23 protein-coding genes and 1 pseudogene are annotated in these 24,456 nt (G+C 72.4%); 12 read left to right on the top strand and 12 right to left on the bottom strand.

All coding sequences use genetic code 11. The features are described from left to right. Positions 1–5 precede the first annotated feature (5 nt). Positions 6–1,713 (bottom strand): annotated as a pseudogene (locus ABZT87_RS16015) (glycoside hydrolase family 15 protein). A 121-nt stretch (positions 1,714–1,834) separates the two neighbouring features. Here ABZT87_RS16015 and ABZT87_RS16010 point away from each other — a divergent pair. Continuing rightward, positions 1,835–2,425 carry a general stress protein gene (locus tag ABZT87_RS16010; RefSeq protein WP_354860147.1) on the top strand — a complete coding sequence of 197 codons (591 nt, stop codon included), beginning with the start codon at positions 1,835–1,837 and terminating at the stop codon, positions 2,423–2,425. Positions 2,426–2,471: 46 nt separating this feature from the next. On the opposite strand, the gene ABZT87_RS16005 is transcribed toward ABZT87_RS16010, so the two are convergent. After that, positions 2,472–3,059 (bottom strand): DUF1684 domain-containing protein, encoded by a 588-nt coding sequence (locus tag ABZT87_RS16005; protein ID WP_355136498.1) that lies wholly within the window; start codon positions 3,057–3,059, stop codon positions 2,472–2,474. Beyond that, on the bottom strand, positions 3,056–3,526 hold the full coding sequence (locus ABZT87_RS16000) for a helix-turn-helix domain-containing protein (RefSeq protein ID WP_355136227.1): 471 nt from the start codon (positions 3,524–3,526) through the stop codon (positions 3,056–3,058). The genes ABZT87_RS16005 and ABZT87_RS16000 overlap by 4 nt, the downstream gene beginning before the upstream one ends. A 28-nt stretch (positions 3,527–3,554) precedes the next feature. Here ABZT87_RS16000 and ABZT87_RS15995 point away from each other — a divergent pair, with 28 nt between their 5' ends. After that, entirely contained in the window at positions 3,555–4,553 is a 999-nt protein-coding gene (locus ABZT87_RS15995; RefSeq protein WP_355136225.1) for a hypothetical protein, read from the top strand. Between the two features lie 48 nt (positions 4,554–4,601). Here the strand turns inward: ABZT87_RS15995 and ABZT87_RS15990 are convergent, their stop codons facing one another. Next, a complete protein-coding gene (locus ABZT87_RS15990; RefSeq protein WP_354860155.1) occupies positions 4,602–5,171 on the bottom strand; it encodes a TetR-like C-terminal domain-containing protein in 570 nt (189 codons plus the stop codon). Between the two features lie 55 nt (positions 5,172–5,226). Here ABZT87_RS15990 and ABZT87_RS15985 point away from each other — a divergent pair, with 55 nt between their 5' ends. Continuing rightward, a complete protein-coding gene (locus ABZT87_RS15985; protein ID WP_354860158.1) occupies positions 5,227–5,721 on the top strand; it encodes an FBP domain-containing protein in 495 nt (164 codons plus the stop codon). Between the two features lie 136 nt (positions 5,722–5,857). On the opposite strand, the gene ABZT87_RS15980 is transcribed toward ABZT87_RS15985, so the two are convergent. Then, on the bottom strand, positions 5,858–6,391 hold the full coding sequence (locus tag ABZT87_RS15980; RefSeq protein WP_355065614.1) for a GNAT family N-acetyltransferase: 534 nt from the start codon (positions 6,389–6,391) through the stop codon (positions 5,858–5,860). A 157-nt stretch (positions 6,392–6,548) separates the two neighbouring features. Between ABZT87_RS15980 and ABZT87_RS15975 the strand changes: the two genes are divergently transcribed. Next, a complete protein-coding gene (locus tag ABZT87_RS15975) occupies positions 6,549–7,034 on the top strand; it encodes a MarR family transcriptional regulator (RefSeq protein ID WP_354860163.1) in 486 nt (161 codons plus the stop codon). Positions 7,035–7,044: 10 nt separating this feature from the next. Beyond that, entirely contained in the window at positions 7,045–8,031 is a 987-nt protein-coding gene (locus ABZT87_RS15970) for a pirin family protein (RefSeq protein WP_354860165.1), read from the top strand. Between the two features lie 56 nt (positions 8,032–8,087). Here ABZT87_RS15970 and ABZT87_RS15965 read toward each other — a convergent pair whose 3' ends face one another. Continuing rightward, positions 8,088–8,285, bottom strand: a complete 198-nt coding sequence (locus ABZT87_RS15965; RefSeq protein WP_355136223.1) for a DUF397 domain-containing protein — start codon at positions 8,283–8,285, stop codon at positions 8,088–8,090. A gap of 486 nt (positions 8,286–8,771) precedes the next feature. Between ABZT87_RS15965 and ABZT87_RS15960 the strand changes: the two genes are divergently transcribed. Further along, positions 8,772–10,265 (top strand): hypothetical protein, encoded by a 1,494-nt coding sequence (locus ABZT87_RS15960; protein WP_355136221.1) that lies wholly within the window; start codon positions 8,772–8,774, stop codon positions 10,263–10,265. A gap of 109 nt (positions 10,266–10,374) precedes the next feature. Here ABZT87_RS15960 and ABZT87_RS15955 read toward each other — a convergent pair whose 3' ends face one another. Beyond that, positions 10,375–10,503 (bottom strand): hypothetical protein, encoded by a 129-nt coding sequence (locus tag ABZT87_RS15955; protein ID WP_354860174.1) that lies wholly within the window; start codon positions 10,501–10,503, stop codon positions 10,375–10,377. Positions 10,504–10,631: 128 nt separating this feature from the next. On the opposite strand from ABZT87_RS15955, the gene ABZT87_RS15950 reads away from it, so the two are divergent. Then, entirely contained in the window at positions 10,632–12,221 is a 1,590-nt protein-coding gene (locus ABZT87_RS15950) for a phospholipase D-like domain-containing protein (RefSeq protein WP_355136496.1), read from the top strand. Here the strand turns inward: ABZT87_RS15950 and ABZT87_RS15945 are convergent. Then, positions 12,170–12,925, bottom strand: coding sequence for a hypothetical protein (locus tag ABZT87_RS15945; protein ID WP_355065608.1), 756 nt, complete (start codon positions 12,923–12,925; stop codon positions 12,170–12,172). The genes ABZT87_RS15950 and ABZT87_RS15945 overlap by 52 nt on opposite strands. Positions 12,926–13,304: 379 nt before the next feature. On the opposite strand from ABZT87_RS15945, the gene ABZT87_RS15940 reads away from it, so the two are divergent. After that, the gene (locus ABZT87_RS15940; protein ID WP_354860179.1) at positions 13,305–14,138 is read left to right on the top strand and encodes a SigB/SigF/SigG family RNA polymerase sigma factor; all 834 of its coding nucleotides are present in this window, start codon (positions 13,305–13,307) and stop codon (positions 14,136–14,138) included. A 117-nt stretch (positions 14,139–14,255) separates the two neighbouring features. On the opposite strand, the gene ABZT87_RS15935 is transcribed toward ABZT87_RS15940, so the two are convergent. Genes ABZT87_RS15935 through ABZT87_RS15925 form a run of 3 tightly spaced genes read right to left on the bottom strand, consistent with a single transcriptional unit; the run spans position 14,256 to position 17,041 of the window. After that, positions 14,256–14,846 (bottom strand): GNAT family N-acetyltransferase, encoded by a 591-nt coding sequence (locus ABZT87_RS15935; RefSeq protein ID WP_354858269.1) that lies wholly within the window; start codon positions 14,844–14,846, stop codon positions 14,256–14,258. Beyond that, positions 14,843–16,366 carry an APC family permease gene (locus ABZT87_RS15930; protein ID WP_355136219.1) on the bottom strand — a complete coding sequence of 508 codons (1,524 nt, stop codon included), beginning with the start codon at positions 16,364–16,366 and terminating at the stop codon, positions 14,843–14,845. Before ABZT87_RS15930 ends, ABZT87_RS15935 begins: the two co-directional genes overlap by 4 nt. 48 nt (positions 16,367–16,414) lie before the next feature. Continuing rightward, complete coding sequence (locus ABZT87_RS15925) at positions 16,415–17,041, bottom strand: GPP34 family phosphoprotein (RefSeq protein WP_354858351.1); 627 nt, start codon at positions 17,039–17,041, stop codon at positions 16,415–16,417. 184 nt (positions 17,042–17,225) lie between these two features. On the opposite strand from ABZT87_RS15925, the gene ABZT87_RS15920 reads away from it, so the two are divergent. From ABZT87_RS15920 to hrpB, 3 genes are read left to right on the top strand one after another with little or no spacing between them, the layout of a single operon-like run. Beyond that, complete coding sequence (locus ABZT87_RS15920) at positions 17,226–18,050, top strand: helix-turn-helix transcriptional regulator (RefSeq protein ID WP_355136494.1); 825 nt, start codon at positions 17,226–17,228, stop codon at positions 18,048–18,050. A gap of 41 nt (positions 18,051–18,091) precedes the next feature. Next, positions 18,092–18,292, top strand: a complete 201-nt coding sequence (locus tag ABZT87_RS15915; RefSeq protein ID WP_354858273.1) for a DUF397 domain-containing protein — start codon at positions 18,092–18,094, stop codon at positions 18,290–18,292. 28 nt (positions 18,293–18,320) lie between these two features. Further along, entirely contained in the window at positions 18,321–20,840 is a 2,520-nt protein-coding gene (hrpB, locus tag ABZT87_RS15910) for an ATP-dependent helicase HrpB (RefSeq protein ID WP_355136492.1), read from the top strand. Positions 20,841–20,847: 7 nt separating this feature from the next. Here hrpB and ABZT87_RS15905 read toward each other — a convergent pair whose 3' ends face one another. Then, complete coding sequence (locus ABZT87_RS15905; protein WP_354858276.1) at positions 20,848–21,573, bottom strand: protein phosphatase 2C domain-containing protein; 726 nt, start codon at positions 21,571–21,573, stop codon at positions 20,848–20,850. Between the two features lie 273 nt (positions 21,574–21,846). Here ABZT87_RS15905 and ABZT87_RS15900 point away from each other — a divergent pair, with 273 nt between their 5' ends. Then, positions 21,847–24,456 (top strand): glycoside hydrolase family 9 protein, encoded by a 2,610-nt coding sequence (locus ABZT87_RS15900; protein ID WP_355136217.1) that lies wholly within the window; start codon positions 21,847–21,849, stop codon positions 24,454–24,456.

The raw sequence follows: 24,456 nt of genomic DNA, 5'->3' as shown, positions 1-24,456 counted from the left end.
GGCGCTCAGCTCCGGGCAGCTCGGCGCGACGTCGGTGTGAAGTACCCGGGCGGCATACCGCGGCGACGCAGCCCCGGGTTCTGCTCGACGTCACTGAGCACACCGGCGGCGTTGATCAGGCCGATGTGCGAGAACGCCTGGGGAAAGTTGCCCAACTGCTCCCCGGTCGACGGGTCGACCTGCTCGGCGAACAGTCCCAGGTCGTTGACCCGCCCGGCCAGCGCGTCGAACAACTCGTGCGCCCGGTCCCGCTCGCCGGCCAGCGCCAGGCAGCACACCAGCCAGAACGAGCAGATGAGAAACCCCGCCGGGTCGCCGTTCCAGCGCCGCAGCAGGCCGTCGTGCGACAGCTGCGCCTCCACCGCGCGGACCGTCGAACGCATCCGCGGGTCGTCGGCCGGGAGGAACCCCACCAGCGGCATCACCAGCACCGACGCGTCCAGGTCGTCGGATTCGAAACTCCCGGTGTACGCCCCGAGCCGGTCGCTCCACCCGCGTTGCAGCACCTCCGTGCGCACCTCGTCGCGGGCGGCCGCCCAGCGGGCCACGTCCTGCGGCTGACCGAGTCGTTCGCCGAAGCGGACCGCCCGGTCCAGGGCCGACCAGCACTGCACCTTCGAGGACACGTGGTGGCGTTCGATCCCGCGCTCCTCCCACATCCCCGCGTCCGGCAGCTCCCAGTCCCGCTCCGCCTTGTCCGCGAGTGACCGGAGCAGGTGGTAGACGTCCGGCTCCAACGGTTCCAGCCGGTCGCGCATCAGCCAGGCCGCGTCCAACGCCTCACCGAAGATGTCGGTCTGCCGCTGCCGCCACGCGTCGTTGCCGATCATCACCGGCGGGCTGTCGCGGTAGCCGGCGAGCTGATCCAGGCGGTGCTCCGTGAGGTCCCGCTCCCCCAGCATGCCGTACATGATGGGCACCGGCTCCTCGTCGATCCGGCCCATCGCGCGACCCAACCAGGCGAACTGCCGCTGTACCTCGTCGTAACACGCCGTCCGCCACAGCGCCCGCAGCGTCAGGCTGAAGTCGCGCACCCACACGTAGCGGTAGTCGTAGTTCCGGTCCCCGCCGAGCTTCTCCGGCAGCGAGGTGGTCACCGACGCCACCACCGCGCCGCTGGGTCGGTACGTCATGCCCTGCACCACCAACGCGCTGCGCCGCACGTGCTCGGCGTAGATCCCGTTGTACGCGTGCTGCCGGCCCCAGGAGCGCCATCCTTCGGCCGTGTCGGCGATGGTCCGGTCGGCTTCGGGCACCTGCGGCTGCGGCGCGTCGTAGGTCGGGGCGTACCCGAGGGTGAAGTTGTGGGTCGTGCCGGCGCGGACGGTGAACGTCGCGGTGGCCTCGCCCTCGCCGCAGGTCAGCCGCAGGCCACTGACCAGGGCGAGCCGGCTGGCCCCGCCGACCGCCTCCAGGGCGCTCTCCCGCGCCGGGCTCCAGGGCGAGCGCGTCGGTCAGCTCCACCTCGCCCTGCGCGGTGTGGAAGACGGTCCGCAGCACGAGGGTGCCGTCGAGGTAGCAGCGTTCGACGGTGAAGTCGGCCTCCGGGCAGATCGACCAGTGTCCGGCGTCCTCGCCGATCAGCCGCGCGAACACCGACGGCGCGTCGAACCGGCCCGGGCACCACCAGCTCACCGAGCCCGAGCGGTCCACCAACGCGGCCGTGCGGCCGTCGGCGAGGAACCCGTGGTCGCTGATCTGTCCGCTCTGCACCGGACTGCCTACCCGGACCGTCCCCGCACATGCCTCACCGGAGACACGCACCCCACTCCGGCGGCGGGCGTTACCGCCCGGCACTGGCGGGAACGCGGTCGGCTGACGAGGGAGGATGCTCATGACCTCAGCTTCGGGGCCGGCCGCCGCGTGGCGGCCCGGCGCAACCAGTGGCGACGTGCTTCCGTCCGGGCCGGCAGGCCGCCTGTCGACGCCGGCCGGGGACGGGCACGGGCCGGAGAGCGGCCCACCCACAGTGACGATCGGCTCGTATCCGGACTATCCGTCCGCGCAGAAGGTGGTCGACTACCTGGCCGACAACCGCTTCCCGGTGGAGCACAGCGCCATCGTCGGCACGAACCTCACGCTGGTGGAGACGGTGCTCGGGCGGATGACCACCGGCCGCGCGGCCCTGCTCGGCGCCGGCACCGGCGCCTGGTTCGGGCTCTTCATCGGCCTGCTGTTCGGCATCTTCACCGTCGGCAACTGGCTGGCGGTGATCCTGGTCGGCCTGGTCATCGGCGCGATCTGGGGCGCCGTGTTCGGCGCTGTGGCGCACGCGATGACCGGCGGGCAGCGCGACTTCACCTCGGCCAGCTCGCTGCGCGCCGGCCAGTACGCGGTGACCGTCGACGCACAGCTCGCCGATCAGGCCCGGCAACTGCTGGGCCGGATGCAGGTGCCCGGCTCGACGCCGGCGAATTCCCGCTGATCCACCGGCACGACCGGCCGTCCCGGCAGTCCGCCGGGGCGGCCGGTCATTCGTGGTACGCCAGCTCGCCGGCCCGCAGTGGCACGTCGACCCGGTTCTCCGGCGGCGCGAGGGGGCAGGCCCAGCGGTCGTCGTACGCGCAGCTGGGGTTGTAGAGGTAGTTGGCGTCCAGCCGGACCCGGTCACCGGGCAGCAGCTCGACGCCCCGGCCGAAGGTGCCCTTCACCGTGTCGGTGAGGTACCGCCCCCCGCCATAGGTCTCCTGCCCGCAGGTGCCGTCGCGCAGCGGCACGAAGAGCCCACCCCCGTACGCCTCGATCCACCACAGCGTCAGCGGCCCCCACGGCGTCTCGGCCACCGCCACCCGCCGGTACGCGACGACCCCGTCCGGGCCGCCGGTGTCCACCCGCAGCTCGCCGCTGGCCGGTCGCAGGGGCGCCTCCACCACGGCCTCCGGGTTCGGCGCGAAGTAGCGCACACCGGTGAAGCCGGGCCGCTCGGCCGGCGGTATCGGGCTCTGCGGGTGGGTGGCGAAGAGCTCGTCGCGGCCGGCGCGGAAGCCGGCGAGGTCGACGTCGGACAGGTACAGCCGGGCCACCCGCTCCCGCCAGTCGGCCAGTTCCAGATCGGTCAGCATGCGGCGGACTCCTGATCGATTGACAACTCTCCGGACCGCAGGGGCCTGCCGCACGCCTGGCAGCAGACCTCGGCGACGAACACCTCACCGCACACGTCGTGGATGAAGTCGACCTTGGGTACCTCGGCGTCGCTGTAGGTGTCGCCCCAGCGCTTGAGCACGAGGATGACCTGCCCGAGGTCCCTACCCTTCTGGGTGAGTTCGTACCCCGCGACCTTGCCGTCCTCGGTCGATCGCGCCTGCAGGATGCCGGTCTCGGCGAGCTTTCGCAGCCGGGCGGCGAGCACGTCCCGGGGCGCGCCGACCGCTCGCAGGATCTCGGTGTAGCGGGAGGCCCCGAAAGCGAGCGCCCGCACGATGTGCAGCGACCACCTGTCGTTGACCGCGTCGAGCGCCACAGCGAGCGTGTCCCGAGACGGTTTGGAATTCAAACCACCGGTGCTACGGTTCGTCTGGTTGGACATTCAAACCACACTACCCGAGGAAGCGCCCATGACGTCGCCACCCGAACCACGTACCGAGCGGGAAACGCCCGTCGTCACCCACCGCCGAGCCTGGCTCTCCCTCGTGCTCACCGGGCTGATCATCGGTACGGCCTTCATCGCCGTCTACGTCGGGCTGCAACGCGGTCCCGAGCCGCGCCACCTGCCGATCGCGGTGGTCGGTGAGCAGTTGGCCACCACCGCACAGGCCGGGTTCGGCGATGCCGTCGCCGTCACGCCGGTGACCACCGTCGAGGACGGATCGGCCCTGGTCCGCGACGGCGACGCCGTCGCGGTACTCGGCGCGACCTCCCCCGGCACGCTGACGCTCGACTACGCCGGCGCGAGCGGATTCAGCGAGAGCGGCGCCGCCCGGCAACTCGCCGCCGGTCTCGCCAGGCAGGCCGGCGCGACCGTCCAGGAGAACGACATCGTGCCGCTGGCGAGCTACGACAGCCGCGGGTTGTCCGCCTTCTACGTGGTGTTCGGGGTCACCCTCTCGTCGTTCGTCCTCGCGCAGGGGCTCACCGCGGCCACCGCGAAGGTGCGCCTGCGGCACCGGCTCTATGCCATGGGCGGATTCGCCGTCGCGATCGGCGTGATCGCGGCGACGGTCGCCGGCCCGGTCTACGGGTCACTGACGGCACCGTTCCCGCTGCTCGCCCTGTCGCTCATCCTGCTGTCGGCCGCCAGCGCCTTCACGACGAAGGCCCTCGGGGCCTGGCTCGGCCCGATCGGAATCGCGCTCGCCGTGCTCACCCTCACCACCATCGGCAACGCGACGAGCGGAGCGACCATCGGGATCGACCTGCTGCCGGGATGGGCGCAGGCGATCTCCGCGAAGCTCCCGCCGGGCGCGGCCGTGCGCGCGGTCAACAACTTCGGTTACTTCAACGGCTCGCACACGCTGGTGCCCCTGGCCGTCCTCGCCACCTGGTTCCTGGCTGGCCTGGGCTTCGTCCTGCTCCGACAGCGGACCGCGCGGCGACGCCCGCCCGCGACACCCTGATCGGGTGGAGCCGGCCGGGTGGACGCACGACGGGTGCCCACCCGGCCGTCACTCCCGAGGCCAGTTGCTCAGGACGGCGTCGAGGGCGTCGAGGGCGCGGGCCCAGGATTCGTCCGTCGAGCGCGGGGTGTGGCGGAAACCGCCGGTCCGCTCCAGGCTCACGAAGCCGTGGAACGTGCTGTGCATCATCCGGACGGCGTCGGTCTGGTCCGGCTCGGAGAGCCGGTAGCCGCGCAGGATCGCCCGGGTCATCTCGGCGTGCCGGACGCCCGCGCTCGCGGCGGCCGTCTCGGGGTCGAGGTCGATCTGCATCGCGGCGTAGCGGCCCGGATGCCGTGTCGCGTAGTCCCGGTACGCGTTGGCGAAGGCGACCAGCGCGTCCTTTCCGGCCCGGCCGGCGAGCGCCTCGGCGACCCGGTCGGCCAGCTCGGCGAGCGCCAGCAGGGCGATCCTGACCCGCAGGTCATGGGCGCTCCTGATGTGGAAGTACAGGCTCGCGTCCTTCACGCCGAAGTGCCGCGCGAGCGCGGCGACGGTCACGTTCTCGACGCCCACCTCGTCGGCCAGCTCGGCCGCCGCCAGGGCCAGTCGCTCGGCGGTCACTCCGGCACGTGCCACGCACCACACCCCAAAAACTAGTCTTGTTAATCGTTTGCCTAGGAGAGCTAGGCTGATGCCTATGTTAGCCCTCACCGAGCCCGCCATCCGCGCCTCCCTCGTCAACTGCACACAGGGCGAGGCGAAGCGGCTGGCCGTACCGAACGATCTTGAAATGCGCCCCTGGGACGACCTGGACTTCCTCGGCTGGCGCGAGGCCGCCGCGCCGCAGCGGGCCTACCTGATCGCCGAGGCCGACGACGGCCTCGTCGGGGTCGCGCTGCGGGTGGCGCCACAGCAGACCGGGCGGGTCCGGCGCAGCATGTGTTCCTTCTGCCTGACCACCCACACCGGCGACGGCGTCTCGTTGATGACGGCCCGCAAGGCTGGTCGGGACGGCCGGCAGGGCAACTCCGTGGGCGCGTACGTCTGCTCCGACCTGGCCTGCTCGCTCTACCTGCGCGGCAAGAAGGACGCCGGGCGGCGGATCGACGAGACCATCACCCTGGCCGAGAAGATCGACCGCACCACCAGCCACCTCGCGGCGTTCCTGCGCAAGGTCACCGAGTAGCGGGGGAAGCCGGCCGGCACCCCGGTGGGGCCGCGCCGGTCCGATCAGCCGGTCAGCACGACCGCCCCGGCCGGGCAGGTTCGCCCCCTGTCGAGCTGCCCCATATCTGGGCCGGCCGTCGACGCGGACCCTTCGACTAGCGGTCGGTGGCCAGGCGGGCGTGCAGGTGCTCGTCGTAGCGGCGGCCGTCGCCGTACTGGTACGCCTCGCGCAGCGTCCCCTCGGCGAGATAGCCGGCCCGCTCGGCGACCCGGCAGGACGCCGTGTTGGCCACCGCGTGGCACAGCTCCACCCGGTGCAGCCGAAGGTCGCCGAACGCCCACTCGGTGAGCCGGATGACAGCCCGCGTCGCCACCCCGCGCCCGCGCGCCGCCGGCATCGTCCAGTAGCCGATGGAGGCGTCGCCGTGGTGGATGTGGTGCAGCGACACCGAGCCGAGCAGCTCGCCGTCGGCGGCGTTGGTCACCGCCATGGAGGCGTGGTCACCGGCCGACCAGTCGGCCCGGCGACGCACCCAGAGCAGGGCGGCCTGGTCGTCGACCGGGCCGCCACCCTGCGGGTTCCACTGCGCGATGGCCGGGTCGCGCAGGGCGTCGCGCACCGCCGGGGCGTCCGCCTCTTGCCACGGGCGCAGCAGCAGGTCGTCGGCGGCGAGCTCCACGTGTTCCACGAAGCCGGAGTCTGGCACACCCCGCGCCGGCGCCGCCGCCCAATTACCCCGAGCTTTGTTCAAAGCTGTACGAAGCACACCACCAACCGGACAGACGTGACGCAGAAAACGCGCGACAGCGCTAGTTAAATTTTGAACTAGCGCTATCGTGATGGGCGTGACCGAGAGCCTGGACAGCACCCGAGCGGCCGCCTGGCGTGCCTACATCGAGGCAAGCCAGCGCCTGTTCACCCAGCTGGAAGACGACCTGCGCGCCGACAGCGACCTCACCTTCGCCGACTACCACGTGCTGGTCCTGCTCTCCGAGGCGCCGGGGCAACGACTGCGGATGGGCGAGCTGGCCGGCCGGCTGGTCTTCTCCCCCAGCCGACTGACGTACCAGATCTCCTCGATGCAGCGGCGCGGGCTGGTCAGCAAGGAGGCCTGCCCGGACGACCGACGCGGCAGCGAGGCCGTGCTCACCGCCGCCGGACTGCTCACCCTGTCCGAAGCCGCACCCCACCACCTGGCGTCGGTGCGTACCCACCTGATGGACGACCTCGACGACGCCGAGGTCGCCTGCCTCACCCGGGTCTTCGACCGGCTCGGCCGCCGCCTGCGGGCGGCCGGCACCACGTCGAGCAACACCCACGCCACACGTTAAGGAGCCCCCGATGCCCGCGATCACCGTCGACAACGTCCTCGTCCTGCCCCGCCTGCCCAAGCTCGACGAGTCCACCAGCTTCCGCAAGGTCCGCACGGTGACCACCGCGCCCAGCGGCTTCGAGGGTGAGGGCTTCCCGGTCCGCCGGGCCTTCGCCGGGGTCTCGACGACCGACCTGGACCCGTTCATCCACCTCGACCAGATGGGCGAGGTGGACTACGCGCCGGGCGAGCCGAAGGGCACCCCGTGGCACCCGCACCGCGGCTTCGAGACCGTCACGTACATCATCGACGGCGTCTTCGACCACCAGGACTCGCACGGCGGCGGTGGCACCATCACCGACGGCGACACCCAGTGGATGACGGCCGGCAGCGGCCTGCTGCACATCGAGGCCCCGCCGGAGCACCTCGTGCTGAGCGGCGGGCTCTTCCACGGCACGCAGCTCTGGGTCAACCTGCCCCGCGCGGCCAAGATGAACCCGCCCCGCTACCAGGACATCCGGGGCCGGGAGTCGGCTCTGCTCACCACGCCCGACGGCGGCGCGCTGATCCGGGTCATCGCCGGTGAGGTGGCCGGGCACCGGGGCCCGGGGTCGACGTTCACGCCGATCACCATCACCCACGTCACGGTACAGCCGGGCGCGCAGGTCGACCTGCCCTGGAACCCCGACTTCAACGCGCTGGTGTACGTCCTCGGCGGGCGCGGCACCGTCGGCGTCGAGCGCCGGCCGGTCCGCACCGGTCAGCTCGCGGTGCACGGTCCGGGCGACGCGCTGCGCTTCAGCGCGGACCCCACGCAGGACAGCAACACCCCGGCGCTGGACCTCTACATCATGGGCGGTCAGCCCATCCGGGAGCCGGTGGCACAGTACGGCCCGTTCGTGATGAACACCCGCGACGAGCTGCTCCAGGCGTTCGAGGACTTCAAGGCCGGCCGGCTCGGCGTCATCCCCACCGAGCGGGTGCCGCACACCGACGGCCAGGGCCCGCGTCCCTGACCCTGACCCATGCGAAAGGCCCCCGGTTCGCACCGGGGGCCTTTGCGTAGTACGGGTCAGGCCGTTTGGTGGGCCTTCGCCATGTCGACGAACGCCCGCCAGGCCGCCAGGCTGAAGGCCAGCGCGGGGCCGGCCTGGTCCTTCGAGTCCCGAACGCCAACGACGCCGGGCAGGTTGTCGGCAACCTCGACGCAGGCCCCTTGATTGCTACCGCTGCGGGTGCTCTTACGCCAGCGTGCGCCGGTCAGCGCCATGTCCCTGCCACTTCCCTTATGAGTTCGATCGACTGCTCATGGGACAGTGCCATGCCGCGTACGTTCTCCCGTGCTATTCCAAGGGTTCCGTGCGCGAAGGTGTTGGCGCGCCTGATGGTCGAAAACCGCGCCGGCGACGCCGTCCCGGGGCGAGGGAGGCAGCCAGCAGGGTAGATCTTGGACACTTTCCGTTAGCTGCTAACGGAAAGTGTCCAAGATTGCCAGCGATGGTGGGTGAGGCGGGCCGGGGTCGTGCCGGTACGGGAGGGTTTGGTTCTGTCGGGGCCCGGACTGCTGTCAGTCGGGCGAAAAGCCCTGTTGAGCTGGGGTTTCGCCGCTATAACCTCGCTGATCGTGATTACCGACGACTCTTGGACGACGCTCCGACCGACCGCCGATTCTTCGACGAACGACGGCCACCTTGGCAGCCCCAGGGTCGTCTACATCCGCGGCAACCTCTGGCTGGACGGTCCGGCTGGAGACCCGGTGGCGCGGGGTTTGGCGGGCAATCCGGCGGCACCGCTCGACGTGCTGCTGCGCCTCCTCGATGACCACGCCGAGGCCGTTCCGGCAGCATTCCGGCGACGGGCCGACCTGCCGCCTGCGGTCGTCGCGGCGGCGACGCGTCACCCCGTGGCCCGCGTACGCGGCGCGCTCGCGGCCAACCCGCACGTCGACCCGGCGATTCGGCTCCGCCTCGCGGACGACCCCGAGCACCGCGTCGTCGAACTCGTTCGCGAGGCTCCGGGCCTGGCATTGCCGGACCGCGCGTTCATGCGGTCCGTGGACCGGCTCCTCGGGTACTTCCGGCGTGGCCTCATGACACCGACCGAGCTGCGCGGCGAGGTCATCGACCTGGGGACGCGCGACCGGCGTGCGGTCCGCAGCATCGCCACCCATCCAGAACCCCTTGTACGCGCCGCCGCAGTCGACCTGCTCGGCAGCGTGCACGAGACGTCCCGCGAGCAGTTGCGCGAAGTCCTGCTGCACGACGACGTACCGGAGGTACGGGCGGCGACGGCTCACTTCTTCGCCGAGCGGGAACGGGCACAGGAGCCTGCGGACCTGCCCGGCAACGGGTACGCGTACCGAGGCATGCTGAGCGACCTGCGGCTCGCGCCCGCGCTCATCGAGTACGTGCTTGCCGACCGGGACGGCCGGCAGGGCGCCGACGCGATGGCGACCAACCCGACACTGCCGCCGGAGGTGGTCGAGGCGTTGCTCGGCCACCCTTCGGCAGATGTCCGGTGCGGCCTCGCCCGGCGCGACGACCTGACCAGCTCGCAACTGGCGCGGCTCGCCGCTGATCCGGACGTGTCCGTCCGCACCGCCGTCTCCGTCCATCCCGCGCTCAGCGAGGTGGACCGCGCGGCGATCGACATCGACCTGACCACGGCACTGTGGGACCGCCGGACCGGCCTCTGCTGGCACCACCGGTCGGTGTTGCCGCCCCCACCACTGCCGCCGTTGGCGGAATCGGTGCGCCTCGCCTCGTCGGTCAACCCGCTGCTGCGCCGGCGGGCCGCGGTCGATCCGCGACTGCCCGCCGACGTCGTCGCCGCGCTCGCCGACGACCCCGATCCCGACGTACGAACCCTCCTCGCCCACCACCATCCGGCCGCACCACCCGACCTGCTGCTGCGGGTGTTCCGCGAGTACGAGCACCGCCGGTGCGACCGCTATCGGCTGCTGGCTCTGCCGAACTTCCCGACTGCGGCGCTGGCCCGGTTCGCCGACGACCAGGATCCAGCGGTCCGGCGGCTCGTCGCCCACGACCCACAGGCGGATCCGGCGCTCATCGACCGACTCACCCACGACCCCGACGCCGCAGTACGCCAGGCGATGGCGGTATGCCCTCGACTACCGGTGGACCGAATCGTCGAGTTGCTCGGCCACGCCGAGCTGGCCGAGGCCGCAGCGGCGAACCCGTCTCTGCCCGTGCACGTAATGCGAAAGCGAGTCGCCTCGCCCTCCCCTTGATCTACTCCAGATCGGCGACGTGGGGGCATCTCGTCGCGGGGAAGCCCCCACATCGCCGATCTGGAGACGATCGGCGCACCGGAGCCGATCCGGCTGACCCGCCGCGGCCTTACGAGACCGCGAAAATCCCCGCGACGCCCAGAATCACCATCAGCAACACCGCTACCAGCGCACCCCGTTCGCTCTCCACCGCCGGCTCGCGGTACTCGGTCACGGGGTTCGTCGTCTCGCGGTGCATGGTGTGGCCTCCTCGGCTGTTCGGTAGTGCTCGCGTCGTCATCCAGGTCACCGTTCGGCCGGCCTGGCATGCGGACCCGCGTCGGGGGTCCTACCGTGAGGACGTTGTCGACCTCCGGGGGGCTGGACGTGCCGTTACAGGACTGGTTCCTCAGCGCACAGGAACGCGCCAACCCGGTCTCTGGGTTACCCGTTTGGACCAGAGGAAACCTCGCCGAGCCGTTGATTCACGGCGCGGCGTACTTCGACCGGCTGGTCGAGGAGGTGGAGGCGCTGACCGACGGTGACCACCTCTTCTTCACCGACTGGCGGGGCGACCCGGACCAGCGGCTGCGCCCCGACGGCCCCACAGTGGCCCAGCTCTTCGCCCAGGCCGCCCAGCGGGGCGTGGTGGTCAAGGGGCTGATCTGGCGCTCACACCTGGACGCGCTGGCCTACAGCGAGGCGGAGAACCGCAACCTCAGCGAGACGATTTCGGCGGCCGGCGGCGAGGTGCTGCTCGACCAGCGGGTCCGCCGCGGCGGCTCGCACCACCAGAAGCTGGTGGTGCTGCGGCACCCCGGCGCCCCGGAGCGGGACATAGCGTTCGCCGGCGGGATCGACCTGTGCCACAGTCGCCGGGACGACGCCGCGCACGGCGGTGACCCGCAGCCGGTGCAGATGTCTCCCCGGTACGGCCCGAACCCGCCCTGGCACGACGTGCAGCTCGCGGTGCGCGGCCCGGTGGTCGGCGCGCTGGACACCGTGTTCCGGGAGCGCTGGACCGACCCGATGCCGCTGGACTCGGAGAACCCGATGGCGTATCTGCGGGATCGGCTGCGCGGCGCGGACCTGCGACCGGACCCGCTGCCCGAGCAGCCCGCCGACCCGCCCGAGTGCGGGCCGCACCAGATCCAGGTGCTGCGCACCTACCCCGCCGTCCGGCCGCGCTACTCCTTCGCGCCGGACGGCGAGCGGACCGTGGCCCGGGGCTACACCAAGGCGGTCCACCGCGCGCGACGACTCATCTACCTGGAGGACCAGTACCTCTGGTCGACCGAGGTGGCCAACCTGTTCGCCCAGGCGCTGCGGGAGAATCCCGAGCTGCACCTGGTCGCCGTGGTGCCCCGGCACCCGGACGTGGACGGCCGGCTCGCCCTGCCACCCAACATGGTCGGCCGGGAGCAGGCGCTGTCGCTGTGCGAGCGTGCCGCGCCGGACCGGGTGCACGTGTTCGACGTGGAGAACCACGCCGGCACCCCGGTCTACGTGCACGCGAAGGTCTGCGTGGTCGACGACGTCTGGGCCAGCGTCGGCAGCGACAACTTCAACCGCCGCTCCTGGACGCACGACAGCGAGTTGTCCTGTGCGGTGCTCGACGACACGCGCGACGAGCGGACGCCCACCGACCCGGCGGGCCTCGGCGACGGGGCACGCGCCTACGCCCGGGACCTGCGGCTGCGGCTCTGGCGCGAGCACCTGGACCGGGACCCGGACGGCACGGACGACGCCGACCTGCTCGACCCGGCCGACGCCGTCGCGGCCGTCACGGCCGCAGCCGACGAACTGCAACGGTGGTACGACGGCGGCCAGGTCGGCGATCGTCCGCCCGGCCGGCTGCGCCCGCACCGCCCCGAGCGGCTGCCCTGGTACATCCGCACCTGGGCGCTGCCGGTGTACCGGCTGGTCTACGACCCGGACGGCAGGCCGCTGCGCGCCAGGCTGGCCGGCACCTGGTGAACCTGCCGGGCCGGCTCGGGCAGGCCGGCTCCGCCCGGGTGCACGGTCAGCCCGCCGGGGTAGGCGAACGAGGAGCGCGGCGAGAAGTAGCCGAAGCCGATGGTCAGCGGGTTGGCGGGGCGCAGCGCGTACATCGGGTGTCGGGGTTGCAGGAACTCCACCGACTCGATCTCGAACGGCGCGACCGGCTCGGCCACGAACGGGTAGACCGAGCTGAGCAGTTGGCCGTCGCGGCACGTGAAGTAGCGGTGGTGCCCGCTGCTGATCACGTGACCGGTCTCCCCCACCCGACACCGGGCGCGGATCAGCGGCGCCCCGTCCGCCTCGGTCTCGGCGAGCAGCGCCTCGCCGCTCACCTCGATCCTGGTATGACCGGCGAGCACCGGGGCGCCCCGCGCGGTCGCGTACTCGCGGACCAGCCGGCTGGAGGCCACGTAGTGGGTCCACCAGCCGCCCGGGTTGAGCCCCCCGGGCGCGTCCACGCCCGCGAGTGAGACGCCGAGGTACGTCAACGAGTAGGCGCCGAAGCCGGAGGTCTGCGTCTCGTCCTCGACGACGTACTGGTTGAGGAACACCTGCCGGTCCGCACGGGGACGCAGCCCGGTGGGGACGAGGGCGGCGACCGCGTCGGGATCCGCTGGCAACCAGCTGAAGTACAGGGTGCGACTGTTCACGACGAGCTGGGGAGCCGCTGGATCGAGCATGGTGCCTCCGAACCGGGTGTCTACCCAGCGACGCTACGGCCGGTCCCGCCGACGGGACAACGACGGATAGTTGACACTGCCGCCCGAATGTCGGATTTCATGTTGACCACTTGGCGGAGGGTGCGGCACCGACCGGTTGGGCCCAGAGGGACGACCGGGTGCCGCAGGATCGCCCGGCACATGGGTAAGAGACCCCACAACCTGCTCGACGGCTGCCGCTTTTGCGCGTTTTGTGGTTCAACACACCTTAAGTGCATCAACCTTTCGGCTAGATTTCTCGGAGCCGATCAGGTTAAGGTGAGTCCCGAACGGCCCATTCGAAGCTAAACCAAAGCGTCACGTCTTTTTGTCCGCGGACGAGGTGCAGGGAGGACCACCCATGACCGCGCCAACGATCACCGAGCAGGCGAGCACCACGGCTGCCGAGCAGACGAGCACCACCAAGCTGGACCCGCGGGCGCTCACCGACAGCGCCGCCGACCTGCTCAACGCCATGGCCGCACTGCCCGCCAACCACCCGTCGCGCGCCGCTCTGCGGGACCGCGCGATCGAGGCCTGGCTGCCGCTGGCCAACCACCTCGCCCACCGCTACAGCGGGCGGGGCGAGCCGACCGACGACCTGGCGCAGACCGCCGCCGTCGGCCTCATCAAGGCCATCGACAAGTTCGACCCGTCCCGCGGTGTCGACTTCGCCGGCTACGCGATCCCCACCATCATCGGCGAGCTCAAGCGGCACTTCCGCGACCGCACCTGGGACATCCGGGTGCCGCGCCGCCTCCAGGAGCTGCGGCTGGCCATCTCCGACGCCAACAGCTCGCTGCTGCAGACCCTCGGCCGCTCGCCGACGGTCGCCGACATCGCCGCCCACCTCAAGCTCACCGAGGAAGAGGTCCTGGAGGGCCTGGAGGGCGCCCGCGCGTACAACGCGGTGTCGCTGTCCACCCCGACCGGCGACGGCGAGCGGGCCACCGAGCTGGGTGACATGCTCGGCGGCGAGGACAACGAGTTCGAGCTGGCCGAGCTGCGGGTCGCCCTCGGCCCCGCGCTGGCCACGCTCGACGAGCGTGAGCAGAAGATCCTCACCCTGCGGTTCTACGGCAACCTGACCCAGTCGCAGATCGCCGACCAGATCGGCGTCTCGCAGATGCACGTCTCCCGGCTGCTGGCCCGGGCGCTGACCAAGCTGCGCGGCCAGCTCGACGGCACGTACTAGGCACCACACGATGAAGGGCCGGGTCAGCGTGGACCCGGCCCTTCATCGTGTGTCGGGACGTTCGAACGGCGCACCGGCCGGGTCGCTCCCCCAGGGGCAGCGGCCCGGCCGGTCCCGTCAGCGGCCGGCGGGCTCCCGCCACATCGGCCAGAACGGCGTGCCGTCGGGCACCCGGAAGGGCTCGCCGGCCCGGTAACCGTGCCGCGCGTACAGGTCCCGGCTGCGCGGGCTGCTCGCCTCCAGGTAGGCAGGCATCCCGTTGGCGTCCAACCAGGCGTGGTGGTGCCTCATCAGCGCGGTGCCCAACCCGTGCCCCTGCCGTCCCGGCTGCACGGCCAGGAAGGCCATATGGTGATGGTCCGGATGCGGGTGGTTCGCCGCGAACAACTCGTCGAGATGCTGGAACCTGTCGGTCCACTCGCCGCACGCCGCGGCGAGCCGGGCGTCGTAGTCCGGCGGCGGCGGGGCCGGCTCACCGACCGACGGAAACCAGACCGCGACACCGGCCCGGTCCGCGGTGGCGTGCACGAACCCGTGCCGCATCGCGTGGTCGACCAGGATCTCGAAGTCCCCGGCCAGCACGGCCTCGCGCTTGCTCGCGTCGGGCACCAGCCAGGAGGTCACCTCCAGGGCCGTGAACGCCTCGGCGATCCGGTTGGCGACCAGCGCCGTGTCCTGCGGCCCGAGCCGTTCGACGGCCACGCTCATCGGGACACCTCCGCACCAGCCGGCGTCGGCGCCGGCTGCTCCCCCGACCGCACGGCCGCCGCAGCGCTCGCCGCGCCGAGACCGATCCGGGCGTACGTGTCCGGACGGTTGGCGCGCAGCAGCAGCGCCCACGCGATGCCCAGCGCGGCCGCCACCGGGTAGACGGCGGGCAGCTCCCAGCGCAGGTTGGAGTCGGGTGCGACGCCGAGCAGGTTGGCGAAGTTCGACACGGCCAACCAGATGATCACGACGAGTGCGACGGTGGCCAGGCCGGGTGCGATGGCCCGGCGCCAGAGGGTCTCGCCGCCGTGGCGGACGAAGTAGGCGATCACCGCCACCGAGGTGGTGGCGATGAGCAGCAGGACGCCGAACCCGCCGGTGGTGCCGCCCCAGAAGAACAGCTGGACCACCGGGTCCCAGCCGTTGACGGTGTAGAGCAGGATGACCAGCAGGCCGAGGACGCTCTGTGCCAGCGACGCGGCCCGGGGCGAGCCGGTCCGCGGCGAGGTCTGCCCGAACACCGCCGGCAGCACCCGCTCCCGGCCCAGCGCGAAGGTGTAGCGGGCCGTGGTGTTGTGGAACGAGATCATCGCGGCGAGCACCGAGGTCAGGAAGAGCGCCTGCCCGATGGTGACCGCGGTGTCGCCGAGCTGGGCGGCGGCCAGGTTGAAGATCAGCCCGACGCTCTGCTCCCCGGCCTCAGCGACGATCTTGTCCGGCCCGACGGCGACGGTCATGGTCCAGGACGAGAGCGCGTACAGCCCGGCGATGATCGCCACCGAGAGGTACGTCGCCAGCGGCACCGTCCGCTTCGGGTCCTTGCTCTCCTCGCTGAACACCACCGCGGACTCGAAGCCGACGAACCCGAGGATGGCCAGCACCAGCACCGCGCCCACCCCCGGCACGAAGAGGTTGTCCGGCGACAGGGCGGCGAAGCTCACCTGACCGTCGGCCGGGTTGCCGAGCTGGCCCAGGTCGAAGACGAGGATGACCACGATCTCGGCGACCAGCAGCGCGGCGAGCACCAGGCCGTTGATGTCGACCCGCAGCAGGCCGAGCAGGCCGACCAGCGCCCACGCCACCAGGGCGACGATCGACCAGTGCGGGTGTCCGCCGAAGATCCGGTCGAGCACCGGCTCGGCCGCGACGCCGATGGTGCCGTAGAGCCCGACCTGGAGCGCGTTGTACGCGATCAGCGCCACCCAGGCGGCGCCGACGCCGGCCGGCCGGCCGAGGCCACGCGAGATGTAGGCGTAGAAGGCGCCCGCGTTCTCGACCTGGCGGGACATCGCCACGTAGCCGACCGAGAACAGGGCGAGCACCGCGGCGACCACCAGGAAGGCCAGCGGAATGCCGGTCACGCCGATGACGCCGTAGCCGGTGGTGACCACGCCGGCCACCACGGTCAGCGGCGCGGCTGCGGACAGGACGAAGAAGATGACCGAGGGGACGCCGAGGCGTCCCCTCGCGAGGGCTTCGGAGACATTGCTGGGTCGGTCGACTGTCGATGTCGATGGCATACGACTACTCCGGTTGTCGAGGGGGAGGGGTTGGGGTTACCGGGGGAATCAGGGGATGCCGCGCAGCACGGCTGCGCCGACGGCGGCCTCGGTGTGCCCGACGAGCTCCTTCAGGGGCGCCGGCAGCGCGGGGATGAGGACGTTCAGCCGGTGGTGGGCGCGGGGGCCGGCGCTCCACAGCACCTCGCGGGTCAGCCCGGCGGCCACGACCAGGCCGAGCAGCAGCGCGTCCGGCACGCTCGGCGGGTCGGGGCGTTCCAGCAGCGCCCGCAGCCGGGTGGCCGGCCAGGCCACGGCGTTGAGGTCGATCGGCAGATAGCTGACCGAGGTACGGAGCAGCCGCCGGCTCTCGTGGCGGCGCAGTACGCCGGCCCGGGCGAGCCGCTCGCCCACCGAGGTCGTCGCGCTCTGCGCCAGAAAGCTGAGCCAGACGTTCACGGCCCGGTGCTGCGACTCACCGATCAACTGGTCGAGCACGGTGTGCGCCAGCGCGTCGGCGGGTGGGCGCCGGTCGATGACGGTGACCTGTCCACCCGAGACGGTGATGTGCCCGTAGAGGGTCAGCTCACCGAGGAGCCCGGCGGCCAGGCCGAGGCCGGTCGCCGCCGGGTGGAGCTTGGCCTTGCCGCGGGTGTCGTTGTGGGCGATGAGAAAGAACTCGTCGGCGATGAGCAAACGGTCCTCCCGCTCGGCTGTGTCCACAGTGTTCGCGCCCGGAAAAGGATGCACCGACGGCTACTGCAACGCAACTCCCAGATTTGAAAGTTGCACTCCGTGCAGGCGCGACCTGCGGATCTTGTCGTGACAGACTCGGACGGTGACCGCCGCCTCCACCATCCGGCCCGCCGCCAGCCCCACCGTGCGCCGTCGGCGCATCGCACGCGAGCTCCGCCAGCTCCGGGAACGGGCGGGCATGACCCTCGACGTGGCCGCCCGCCAGCTCGACATGTCCAAGAGCAACCTGTCCCGGATCGAGACCGCGCAGATCGGCATCAAGCCCCGCGACGTGCGGGCGGCGCTCGCCCTGTACCAGGTCACCGGCGCGGACGCCGAGGCGCTGATCGAGATCGCCCGGGGCGCGCAACAGCGCGGCTGGTGGCAGAACTACAGCGACGTGTTGCCGGAGTGGTTCGAGTTCTACGTCGGACTGGAGGCGGAGGCGGCGGCGCTGCGCACGTACGAGGCCGAGTCGGTGCCCGGACTGCTGCAGACCGAGGCGTACGCCCGGGCGATCTTCCGCCGCACGGCCGGCGAGGACGGCCTGGAGCGCAAGGTCGCTGCCCGGCTGCGCCGCCAGGAGGTGCTGCGCCGCGACGAGCCCGTCGGGTTGTCGGTGGTGCTCAACGAGGCCGTGCTGTTGCGCCCGGTCGGCGGCCCCGCCGTGATGGCCGAGCAACTGGCCCACATGAGCAACATCGCCCAGTTACCCAACGTGACAATTCAGGTACTGCCGTTCGCGGCCGGCGAGCATCCCGCGATGACCACCCCGTACGTGATCCTCAACTTCGCCGACGCCGCCGACGCGTCCGTGGTTTACCTGGATAACCTTACGATGGGCCTGGCTCTGGAGGATGCCGATCATGTGCTCGGGTATAGCCTTCTGCACGAGGAGCTGTGCCGGATGGCACTCGATCCGGGGGCGTCGCTGACCCACCTCAAGGAGGCTTCTCGTAACTTTGCGTGACCGCGTCTGCGGCACGCCGACGCAGACGAGAGGTACCACGGATGACGGCGCTCGACCTGACCCGGGCGGACTGGCGCACCAGCACGCGCAGCAGTGGCAACGGCAACTGCGTGGAGGTCGCGACAGTCGACGGTCGGGTCGCCGTCCGGGACAGCAAGGATCGCTCCGGCCCGGTGCTCGCGTTCGGCTCGGCCGCCTGGCGTTCGTTCCTGCACGGTCTTCCCGAGGTCCGTCGCGGCTGAGTCCCCCGCATCGGTGCGAGACTGGGCCGTGCTCTCCGACGTAACCCTGGACCTGCCGGTCCGTCCGGCGTTGCCGGCGCTGCTGACCGCGCTCGACGCGGCCGGCGCCGCGGTCCTGGTGGCCCCGCCGGGCACCGGCAAGACCACTCTCGCGCCGTTGGCGGTGGCCGACCGGGTCGACGGGCGGGTGGTGATCGCCCAACCCCGGCGGGTGGCGGCACGCGCCGCGGCCCGGCGGATGGCCGAGCTGCTCGGCGAGCGCGTCGGCGACCGGGTCGGCTACGCCGTACGCGGCGAGCGCCGGGTCGGCCCGGCCACCCGGATCGAGGTGGTCACCACCGGCCTGCTGGTCCGCCGGCTGCACCACGACCCGGAGCTGCCCGGCACCGGTGCGGTGCTGCTCGACGAGTGCCACGAGCGGCAGCTCGACGCCGACCTCGCACTCGCGTTCACGGTGGAGGCCCGGGCCACCCTCCGACCGGACCTGTGGCTGCTCGCGATGTCCGCCACGCCGGACACCGACCGGTTCGCCGCGCTGCTCGGCGGGACCGCCGCCGCCCCGGTGGTCCGGGCCGAGTCGGCGCTGCACCCGGTACGGCGGATCTGGGCGCCGCCGCCGCGGCCGGTCGCGCCGCCGGGGGCCGGGCCGGTGGACCGCGCCCTGCTCGACCACGTGGCCGCCACCGTCCGTCGGGCGCTACGCGAGCACGACGGCGACGTGCTGGTCTTCCTGCCCGGGGCCGGAGAGATCGCCGCGGTCGCCGGACGGCTCGGCGACCTGCGGGACACCGTCGACCTGCTGCCGTTGCACGGCCGCCAGCGCGCCGCCGAGCAGGACGCGGCCCTGCGTCCCGGCGTCCCCGACGGCCGGCGTCGCGTGGTGCTGTCCACCGCGCTGGCCGAGACGAGCCTCACCGTGCCGGGCGTGCGGGTGGTGGTGGACGCCGGACTCTCCCGGGTGCCCCGCATCGATCTGGCCCGTGGACTGGGCGCGCTGATCACCGTGCCGGTCTCCCGGGCCGCCGCCACCCAGCGGGCCGGCCGGGCCGGCCGGGAGGCCCCGGGGTACGTCTACCGCTGCTGGTCCGAGGCGACCCACGAGCGGCTGCCCGCCCGGCCGGAGCCGGAGATCGCCACCGCCGACCTGACCGGGTTCGCGTTGGAGCTGGCCGCCTGGGGGCGCCCCGACGGCGTCGGGCTGGCGCTGCCCGATCCGCCGCCGGCCGCGGCGATGGCGGTGGCCCGGGACACCCTCGAGACGCTGGGCGCGGTCGACGGGACGGGCCGGATCACCGGGCGGGGCCGGGTGATCGCCTCCGCCGGGGCGCACCCGCGGCTGGCCCGTGCGCTGCTCGACGGCGCCGGTCGGGTCGGCGCGGACCGCGCCGCCGAGGTGGTGGCCCTGCTCGCCGAGGAGAGCGCGGCCGGCCCGGGCGACGACCTGGTGGCCGGCTGGCGTCGGCTGCGCGCCGGGACCGACGCGGGCGCCACGGCCCGCTGGCGCACCGAGGTACGCCGGTTACGCGCCGCGCTGCCCGCCGGTAGGCGGGCCGCCTCGGGCGGACTCACCGACGATCTCGCCGCCGGGCTGCTGGTCGGTCTCGCGTACCCCGAGCGGCTGGCCCGGGTGCGGCGGCCGGGCGGGTCCGCGTACCTCATGACGGGTGGGACCGCCGCGGAGCTGGCGGTCGGATCGGGGCTGGCCGGGTCCGACTGGCTCGCGGTGGCCGTCGCCGACCGCCGCCCCGGCGCGCCGTCGGCGCGGATCCGTCGGGCCACCCCCCTGGACGAGGCGACCGCCCGAGAGGCGGCCGGCCCGCTGCTGTCCACGCGCCGCGAGGTGGGCTGGTCCGACGGGGACGTGGTGGCCCGGGAGGTGACCCGGCTGGGCGCGATCGAGCTGGTGGCGCGGCGGCTGGACCGCCCGGACCGGGCGGAGGTGGCGGCGGCGCTGCTGTCCGGCCTGCGCCAGGAGGGGCTGGGGCTGCTGCCGTGGACGCCGGCGGCACGGGGGCTGCGCGAGCGGATGGCGTTCTGCCGGCACCACCTCGGCGACGAGTGGCCCGACGTCAGCGACGAGGCGCTGCTCGCGACCGCCCCGACGTGGCTGGGGCCGGAACTGGCCGCTGCCCGGCGACGCGCCGACCTGAGCCGTGTGGACGTGACCTCGGCGCTGCGCCGGCTGTTGCCGTGGGCCCAGGCCGCGCGCCTCGACGAGCTGGCGCCGGAACGCATCGAGGTGCCCAGCGGCTCGCGGATCCGGGTCGACTACGCCGATCCGGCGGCGCCGGTGCTGGCGGTCAAGCTTCAGGAGACGTTCGGCTGGCCGGCGGCCCCGCGCGTCGGAGGCGGCCGGGTGCCGGTGCTGCTGCACCTGCTCTCCCCCGCCGGCCGCCCGGTGGCGGTCACCGCTGATCTCGCGTCGTTCTGGCGTACCGGCTATCCGCAGGTCCGCTCGGAGCTGCGCGGCCGCTATCCCCGACATCCGTGGCCGGAGGACCCGGGCACGGCGACGCCAACCCGGCGTGCCGCGCCGCGTCGGCGCTGAGGAGGGGCTACTCCTCGACGACGTCGGCCACCACCACTGTGACGTTGTCCGGCCCGCCCGCGTGCAGCGCCAGGTCGATCAGCTTGCCGGCGCAGGCGGACCGGTCCGGGTAGCCGGTGAGCACCTCGACCAGGGTGTCCGGGCGGACGACGTTGGAGAGGCCGTCGCTGCACAGCAGCCACCGGTCGCCGGCCCGGGGCACCATCGTCGCGTACGACGGGGAGACGTCCTCACCCTGCAACGCCTGGGTGACGACCGCCCGGCGCGGGTGGCTGCTCGCCTGGTCCGCGGTGATCACGCCCTGGTCGACGAGCATCTGGACGAAGGTGTCGTCGCGGGTGACCTGCTTGAGCACACCCTCGCGGAACAGGTAGGCCCGCGAGTCACCGACGTGGGCGAGGGCCAGGCAGCTGCCGGTACGCGCGAAGAGCAGGGCGGTCAGCGTGGTGCCCATGCCCTGGCGCTCGGGGTCGTCGGCGACCGCCTGCCGGATGCGGGCGGTGGCCAGCGCGATGCCGTCCTGCAGGGCGGCCACCAGAGCGTCCTCGGGTGTCTCCACGTCCAGCGGAGCGACCGCGTCGATGGTGAGCGAGCTGGCCAGGTCACCGGCGGCCATTCCGCCCATGCCGTCGGCGACGGCGACGAGCCAGGTGCCGGCGTGCAGGGCGTCCTGGTTTCCGCTGCGGATCAGCCCACGGTCGCTCGTTCCCACGGAACGCAGCTTCAGGGTCATGGGAGGCAGCCTGCCAGGCGAAGGGCGCAGTTGTCTCTAGGAGATCAGGACGACGGGGCGTGGCGCGGCCAATCTCACGCTGCCCGGCCGACGCGATGACAGTGCGCGGCCGGACCGGCCGCCCTCGTCGCGCGCCAGAACCCATCCAGTCGGATCAATTGACAGGGCGATCCGCCGCTGGAAACATCGAGCCGATACTTGGGAGCGCTCCCAGGTTTTCGACACCACCGCACCACCATCACCGTTCCTCTTCCCGTCCCGGAAGGACTCCCCGTGACGCCATCCCGACGCCGCCTCCTGTTGGCTGCGGCGACCACTCTGGCCCTCACCGGCGCGGGCGCCGGCGCGGCCCACGCCGACCCTCCACCGGACGCCCCCGAGCAGATCGACAACGGCGACTTCAGCGCCGGCGTGAGCCCCTGGTTCTCCTTCGGCACCGGCGCGCTCGCGGTCACCGACGGCCGGCTCTGCACCACGGTCCCCGGCGGGCTGGCCAACCCCTGGGACGCCGGCATCGGCCAGGACGGGGTGCCGCTGATCGCGGGCGCCGAATACACCCTCGGCTTCGCCGTCTCCGCCACCCCCGGCGCGGCGGTCAAGGCCGTGCTGCAGCTCGGCAGCGCCCCGTACACGACGTACGCCGCTGTGGACGCCACCGCGACCGGCACCGCCCAGCGGGTCGAGAAGACCTTCACCGTGCCGGACGACAACCCGAACGCCCAACTGATCTTCCAGGTCGGCGGCAGCGCCGCGACGCAGACCATCTGCCTGGACGACGTCTCGCTGCGCGGCGGCGAGCCGCCCGAGCCGTACGAGCCGGACACCGGGCCACGGGTGCGCGTCAACCAGGTCGGCTACCTGCCCGGCGGCCCGAAGAACGCCACAGTGGTCACCGAGGCCACCGGGCCGCTGCCCTGGCAGTTGCGCTCGGCCGCCGGCGCCGTCCTGGCCAGCGGCACGACCACCACACGCGGCGTGGACGCCGCCTCCGGGCAGAACGTGCAGACCGTCGACTTCTCCAGCTACCGCACGCCGGGCAGCGGGCTGACCCTGACCGTCGACGGCGAGACCAGCCACCCGTTCGACATCTCCGGCACCCTCTACGACCGGCTGCGCGCCGACTCGTTGCAGTTCTTCTACGCCCAGCGCAGCGGCATCGCCATCGACGGTGACCTGATCGGCGACGAGTACGCCCGCCCCGCCGGCCACCTCGGCGTGGCCCCCAACCGGGGCGACACCACCGTGCCCTGCCAGCCCGGCGTCTGCGACTACTCCCTCGACGTGCGCGGCGGCTGGTACGACGCCGGCGACCACGGCAAGTACGTGGTCAACGGCGGCATCGCCACCTACCAGCTGCTCAACACGTTCGAGCGGACCAAGACGGCGGCCACCGCCGACGGCGGCGCGAGGCTGGCCGACGGCTCGCTGCGGGTGCCCGAGCGCGGCAACGGCGTGCCGGACATCCTCGACGAGGCCCGCTGGGAGCTGGAGTTCCTGCTGCGCATGCAGGTGCCGGCCGGCAAGCCCCTCGCCGGCATGGTCCACCACAAGATCCACGACCAGAACTGGACCGGGCTGCCGCTCGCCCCGCAGGACGACCCGCAGCCACGTGAGCTGCACCCGCCGTCGACCGCGGCCACCCTCAACCTGGCCGCCACCGCCGCCCAGTGCGCGCGGCTGTTCGCCCCCTACGACGCGGCGTTCGCCCGCCGCTGCGCCACTGCCGCGAAGACGGCCTACGCCGCCGCCAAGGCCCATCCCGCGGTGTATGCCAGCCCCAACGACGGCACCGGCGGCGGCGCGTACGACGACAGCAACGTCACCGACGAGTTCTACTGGGCGGCGGTCGAGCTGTACCTCAGCACCGGGGAGCAGACCTACCTGACCGACCTGAGCGCCTCGCCGCACCACACCAGCGACGTGTTCGACCCGCGGGGCTTCGGCTGGCAGAGCGTCGCGGCGCTCGGCCGCCTCGACCTGGCCACCGTGCCGAGCGGGCTGCCGGCCGCCGAGCTGACCCGGGTCCGCGCCTCGGTCACCGGCGCCGCCGACGCGTACCTGGCCGAGCTGCGCCGGCAGGCGTACGGGCTGCCGATGCCCGGTGACGCCAACAGCTACTTCTGGGGCGGCAACAGCAGCATCATCAACAACGCCATCGTCCTGGCCACCGCCTTCGACCTGACCCGCAACGCCACCTACCGCGACGGTGCCGTCCAGGCGATGGACTACATCCTCGGCCGCAACGCCCTGAACATCTCGTATGTCACCGGCTGGGGCGAACACAACGCGCAGAACCAGCACAGCCGGATCTTCGGCCACCAGCTCAACCCCGACCTTCCCCGCCCGCCCGACGGCTCCCTCGCCGGTGGCGCGAACGCGGCCCTGCAGGATCCGTTCGCGGCGCAGTTGCTCGCCGGCTGCAAGCCGATGTTCTGCTACGTCGACGACATCAACTCGTACTCGACCAACGAGGTCGCGATCAACTGGAACTCGGCGTTGGCCTGGATCTCCTCGTTCCTGGCCGACCAGGGCGAGGCCGGCGCGGTGCCGGCCAGCACCTGCTCGGTGAGCTACGTCAACTACGGCGCCTGGCAGGGCGGCACCGGCTTCACGGCGCAGTTGACCGTGCGCAACACCGGCGCCACCGCCGTCAACGGCTGGGCCGTGCGGTTCGCGTTCACCGGTGACCAGCGCGTCCGGGAGGCATGGCTGGCGAAGGTCACCCAGGCCGGCGCCACGGTGACGGCACGCAACGAGTCGTACAACGCCAAGATCGCGCCCGGCGGCACGGTGACGTTCGGCTTCAACGCCACGACCAACGGCGGCGCCAACCCCAGGCCGGGTCTGGTCACCGTCAACGGAAACCCCTGCTCGCTGTCCTGA

Origin of the sequence: Micromonospora sp. NPDC005237, assembly GCF_040607775.1 — a bacterium.
GTDB lineage: Bacteria > Actinomycetota > Actinomycetes > Mycobacteriales > Micromonosporaceae > Micromonospora.
This window is presented reverse-complemented; position numbering and strand designations above follow the sequence as displayed.